The sequence below is a fragment of the Frankia sp. CcWB2 genome (assembly GCF_977927585.1).
Genome location: NZ_CDWRCM010000079.1, coordinates 13,173 through 19,012 on the forward strand (window position 1 = coordinate 13,173; position 5,840 = coordinate 19,012).

A 5,840-nucleotide genomic window follows, 5' to 3' on the forward strand; every position below is an offset into this window, starting at 1 on the left:
GAATGTCCTTCGATCGTTCATCGCGAAATGATCTCCTCTGGCCGACTGCCACGGTCAGCCATCGACGGTTATCGGCCGACGTCGGTCGACCGGCTGGAGGAGTTCGTGGAGCCATCACGCAATGCCAACTCTCCGAGACCGGAGGATTGCAACATGATCTACCGTCGTCAATCAACGACACGCTGGCGCCATCGGCGGCTCACCCCCTCGGCTCGGCGGTGGCGGTCGGGTGGGCGGTGGCGGTCGGGTCGGGACGAAGCACGATGTTTCACCACCAGGCCGGGTGCACCGGTGGGACACTGACCGGGTGAATGCGCTCGGGACGAGCCGTGACTCCGCGCCGGCAGCGATGCCCTCTGACGCCCGGCGGATCCTCGTCGTCGGCAGCGGCGGGGCGGGCAAGAGCACCCTGGCGCGCGAGCTCGCGCGCCAGACCGGACTGCCGCTCGTGCATCTCGACCGGTACTTCTGGCAACCGGGATGGGTCGAGACACCCACGGCGCAATGGCGGTCCGTCGTCGCCGACCTCGTCGCCGAGCCCGCATGGGTGATGGACGGGAACTACGGCGGCACGCTGGACCTGCGCATTCCCGCCGCCGACCTCATCGTGTTCCTGGACCTGTCGCGGCGGATCACCATCCCACGAGTACTGCGACGCTGGGCACGGTGGCACGGACGGAACCGTCCCGACCTCGCCGCGGGCTGCCCGGAACGGCTCGACCTCGCTTTTCTCACCTGGCTGTGGAGATATCCGAGTACCAGCCGCAACCGTCTCGCCGACAGCATCGCCGAACACCACGCCGGACACCGGGTCGTTCGCCTGTCTACCCCGCGTGAGGTTCGTCTCTGGCTGGCCGCCGTGGCCTATTCGGGAGTTCCAGCGGCCCGCCGGTGACGGCCAACCGGCTGTGCCCGGTCATCGGCTAGCCGTCGCCCGACCGTCGCCCGGTGAATTTGGGGGACCTGAGCACGGTCTGCGGTCCCTGGACCGTGCCTTGCTCCCCACAATGTGGCCGCCGTCGGCGTTTCCCGCGCCCGAGGGTTCCCCGCGGTGGTGGGTATGACGGTACTGGGCACCTGTGCGCTCTGTTGGCGTAGCGTGCTCGCTCGGGCTCCGCCGGACGCCGGGGGACCGCGCCAGGGGCCGGGGAGACCGCGCCGGACGCCTGGCTGACCCGGGCATGACCCGGATCGGAGACCGGGTAGAACCCGGGCATGATCTGACGACCGTGACGCGAAGGGCCGATAGTGAGCGCAGTGATCATCGACGGCAAGGCCGTCGCCCGCAGAGTGCGTGAGAACGTGGCCAGGGAGGTCGCCGAGTTCCGCGACCGGACCGGCCTCCAGCCCGGCCTCGCGACCGTGCTCGTGGGTGATGACCCCGCGTCCGCGGTGTACGTCGGCGGCAAGCGTCGGGCCTGCCTCGAGGCCGGCATGGCCGACCTGCATCAACACCTGCCGGCCGACACCTCCCAGGAGAAGGTCGCGGCACTCCTGGACGATCTTGCCGCCGATCCGGCTGTGTCGGGTATCCTGCTGCAGCTTCCGGTGCCCGAAGGCTTGGACGGGGCCGCGCTCGTCGGCCGGATCCCACCCGGGAAGGACGTTGACGGGCTCACCACCGCCAGCGTCGGTCTGCTCGCCCGGGGTCTGCCGGGTCTGCGGCCCTGCACACCGTCCGGAATCATCGAGTTGCTGGACTCCTACGATGTCGAGTTGTCCGGTACGCCCACGGTTGTCGTCGGTCGTTCCGAACTGGTCGGTCGTCCGGTGGCACAGCTGCTGGTGGGACGTAATGCGACTGTAACTATCTGTCACTCCCGTACGCGGGACTTGGCGGCGGTCTGTCGCGGCGCCGACGTGCTCGTCGTCGCCGCGGGAAAACAGGCGATCATCGGCGTCCACGCGGTGAAGCCAGGCGCCACCGTCATCGACGTCGGCATGCACCGGACCCCGCAGGGTCTGCGGGGCGACGTGGATTTCGAGGCGGTGCGCGAGGTGGCCGGGAAACTGACCCCGGTGCCGGGCGGGGTGGGGCCGATGACGATCGCGATGCTGCTGCGCAACACCCTGCTCGCTGCGCAGGCCGCCGCCGGGGCTGACGGTCCGGGCTGACGGTCACCACGAGCCGCTTGCCGCACCGAGTCACACCCCGGACTTGCGGGTCACATCCCTGACGTGAAGGTTTTCATCGGTTCTTCGCCCGTCGGCCGGTGGGGCCGACGGGTTCTGTCGGTGGCATGCGCCAGAATCGCCATCGTTGGGACAGGATGTGCGTTCGGCGTGGGGAGACGGGCATGACCAGCGGGGACGAGTCCGAGGTCGGGGGCGGCGGCGGGTCGGCGGCACGGGCGGAGACCCCGCCGGCAGCACCATCCCCGCCAGCGCCAGCAGCACCGTCCCCGCCGGCAGCACCATCCCCGCCAGCGCCAGCAGCACCGTCCCCGCCGGCAGCACCATCCCCGCCAGCGCCAGCACCACCAGCGGCACAGTTCCCGCCGGGGCCGGCCGTCGCCGGGGCCGATGCGGTGCGGAACGCTCCCGGGGACGGCAACGGTACCCCGGCGGATTCCGCTTCCGGCCCCGCTTCTGCTTCCGGCCCCGCCGGTTCCGGTGGCCGTCCGGCGCGCGCCCGCCGGCCACGCATCGTCTACGTCTTCGCTCCTGGCTGTCGGCTGGCTCCTGCTCGGCGGCGTCGACGGATCCTACCAGGGCAAGCTCAGCGAGGTCCAAAAGAACGACAACGCCGCCTACCTCCCGAACTCGGCCGAGTCGACCAAGGTCGACACCGCGTCGCGGCAGTTCCGCTCTGTGCAGACGATTCCCGGCTTCGTCGTCTACGATCGCCAGGGCGGGCTGACCGCGCAGGACAAAGCTAAGATCACCGCCGACGTGAGGTCCTTCGCCGGGATCCACGGGGTGGACGCCGGTCAGCTCGGGCCGCCCCAGTTTGCCCGCAACGGCGCTGTGGCCGCCGTGGCCGTGCCGCTCGTCGCCCAGGACGGCGGCCGGGAGGTCAAGGGTGATGAACTCGTCGACGTCGAGAAGGCTGTCGTCGCGGTCGCCCGCGACGGGGCACCGGCCGGTCTCGCCGTGCACCCGGCCGGGCCGGGGGTCTGCTCGTCGCCTTCATCGAGGCGTTTTCCGGCATCGATGGGCTGTTGCTGCTCGCCGCGGGCCTTGTCGTCGTGGGCATCCTGCTGTTCGTTTACCGCAGCCCGGTGCTGTGGTTCTTCCCGCTGTTCAGCGCGGTGCTCGCGCTCGGCGTCTCGGCGCTGATTATCTACCCGTTGGCCAAGAACGACGTCCTCACCCTCAACGGGCAGAGTCAGGGCATCCTGTCGGTGCTGGTCATCGGCGCCGGCACCGACTACGCACTGCTGCTGGTGAGCCGCTACCGGGAGGAGTTGCACACCTACCCCAGCCGGGTCCAGGCGATGATTGCGGCCTGGCGGGGCGCCGCTCCGGCGATCATCGCCTCGGCGGCGACGGTGATCCTCGGTCTGCTCTGCCTGATCCTCGGTGAGCTGAACTCCACCCGCAGCCTCGGGCCGGTAGCGGCGATCGGCATCGCCTGTACGGCCTTGATCATGCTAATCTTCCTGCCGGTGTTCCTGGTGATCGCCGGACGCTGGATCTTCTGGCCTCGCATTCCCCGCGTCGACCACCAGGCCGACCTCACCGGTCACGGTCTCTGGGCACGCTTCGCCGGGGGCCTCGTCCGCCGGGCCCGGTGGGCCTGGATCGTCACGACGGTCGTGTTGCTGGCCTGCTCGTCCCTGATCGTCACCCTGAAAGTCGACGGCCTGTCGACGACGGACAGCCTGACGGGGCGGCCGGAGGCGATCGTCGGCCAGGAGATCTTCGACGCCAACTTCAGCCAGGGGGAGGGCGCCCCGGCCGTCATCATCACCAACACCGCTGCCGCCGCGGACGTCATCGCCGCCGTTCGGAAGGTCGACGGCGTCGCCACCGCTCCCGGCTCGGTCTGCGTGGAGGTCGACTACCCCAAACTCGCCGCCCGGTCGGCGTCCGGCGGGCGCCCGGCGGCGAGGGGTCCCGACGGCTGCGCACCCGCGTCGGTCCAGGTCGCCCCGGTCGACGGTCGAATCGCCATCGACGCCGCCATCGTCTACCGCTATGACACCGCCGAGGCTTACAACACGATCACTGAGATCCGACGGGTCGTCCGGGAGGTGCCCGGGGCGGACGCCCTGGTCGGTGGCCAGTCGGCGATCAATCTCGACACCCAGAACGCCTCGCGCCACGACCGCAATCTGATCATCCCGATCGTGCTGGTCGTCATCCTCCTTGTGCTCGGCGTCCTGCTGCGGGCACTGCTCGCCCCGGTCCTCCTGATCGCGACGGTGGTGCTCTCGTTCGCCGCGACGCTGGGCGTGAGCGCGGTGGTGTTCAACCACGTCTTCGGGTTCGCCAACGCGGATCCCGGCTTCCCGCTGTTCGCGTTCATCTTCCTCGTCGCCCTGGGGATCGACTACAACATCTTCCTGATGACCAGGGTCCGGGAGGAGACCCTCATCCACGGCACCCGTAGCGGCATCGTGCGCGGCCTCGCGGTCACGGGCGGGGTCATCACCTCGGCCGGGATCGTCCTCGCCGGGACGTTCGCCGTACTCGGCGTCCTCCCGCTGGTCTTCCTGGCCCAGTTGGGTTTCTCGGTGGCCTTCGGGGTGCTGCTGGACACGGTTCTGGTCCGCTCGGTCCTCGTGCCGGCACTGAGCCATGACCTCGGTCCGAAGATCTGGTGGCCCTCGAAGCTCTCCCGACACGCACTCGCCCGGCCCGGCCTCCGCGCCAGGACCGAAGCCAACGCACGTCCCTGATGCCCGGGCACCCGACGACTGCTGGTGACGTGCTGTAGTCGCCGGCCAGGGTGGCAGGAGGCGCACCCGCCGCCTGGAAAGATCTCGTTCCGCCCAAGGAACTGGATCCTCGTCCCGTGGCGATCCGGGCTGCCCTATCGGCCCCCCGTCCTCGGCGGAGGGTGCCGGACCCAGCCGCACGGGAACGGACTTTCGATGCCGGTGAGGCGGGGCCGGGGACACCACGCGGGCAGCGGGGCTGGCCGCCGGGCCTTACGGGACGCTACGAGACACGCACGGGCTCGGACGGGTGCTCGACCCGCCAGTCGATGTAGTCCCCGAACTCCTCCCAGTCGAAGTTCACCGCCTGCGCGGCGCGATCCTCGTCGTCCCGCAGCCGTAGGCCTTCGTCGAGGCGGTCCCGGGTCGCCTCCTGCCCGGTCTCGGGGATACCCAACAGGTAGCCGATGGTGCGCATGGGCATCTGCGCGCCCAGGTCTTTGATGAAGTCGAATCGGTCGATGCCGACGAGGGAATCGAGGCAGCGTGCGCAGAACTCGCGGATCTTCGGCTCCAGCGCGTTCATCTTCCGGGGAGTGAAAACCTTTGTCAGGAGGCTGCGGTGGCTGCTGTGGATCGCTGGGTCCTCGAAGAGGATGATGCCCGAACGGCTGATCGCCGGCATATCCTTACTTCCTTGGGTGATGAGGTGAGACACCCGGCCCGCGACCGCGCCGGTGGAGTGAACGTCGCGGAGTAAGTCATCGTCTCCGGCGCTCCTCCGGGGCAACGAAGCCTTCTGCGCCCGGTCGGACTGCCGCAAATACCCGCGGTACCGCTTCTTTCCGACGTGAATCCCGAGGGGTGACAGGGTCGGTCAGGTGGTCAGGAAATCTTTTCCAGCTGGACCGGTAGCCCGTCCCGTGGAACAGGTAGCGGGAAACGGTCTAATGATATCCGGTAGCCCGGTGCCAGGCTCCACCGGTACCGCAGCAGCATCTGGTGCAGGATCGCCGG

The 5,840-nt window shown here is 69.3% G+C and carries 2 protein-coding genes and 2 pseudogenes; 3 read left to right on the forward strand and 1 reads right to left on the reverse strand.

The features are described from left to right. Window positions 1-307 precede the first annotated feature (307 nt). The 3 genes and pseudogenes from ACY45C_RS10565 (at window position 308) to ACY45C_RS10575 (ending at window position 4,844) form a co-directional block, all read left to right on the forward strand. On the forward strand, window positions 308-895 hold the full coding sequence (locus tag ACY45C_RS10565) for a P-loop NTPase family protein (RefSeq protein ID WP_462187446.1): 588 nt from the start codon (window positions 308-310) through the stop codon (window positions 893-895). A 353-nt stretch (window positions 896-1,248) separates the two neighbouring features. Continuing rightward, the gene (gene folD, locus ACY45C_RS10570; RefSeq protein WP_462187447.1) at window positions 1,249-2,115 is read left to right on the forward strand and encodes a bifunctional methylenetetrahydrofolate dehydrogenase/methenyltetrahydrofolate cyclohydrolase FolD; all 867 of its coding nucleotides are present in this window, start codon (window positions 1,249-1,251) and stop codon (window positions 2,113-2,115) included. 530 nt (window positions 2,116-2,645) lie between these two features. After that, a pseudogene (locus ACY45C_RS10575) lies at window positions 2,646-4,844 on the forward strand (MMPL family transporter). A 396-nt stretch (window positions 4,845-5,240) separates the two neighbouring features. On the opposite strand, the pseudogene ACY45C_RS10580 reads toward ACY45C_RS10575, so the two are convergent. Next, window positions 5,241-5,481 (reverse strand): annotated as a pseudogene (locus tag ACY45C_RS10580) (cytochrome P450); the annotation flags it as partial. Window positions 5,482-5,840: the final 359 nt, after the last annotated feature.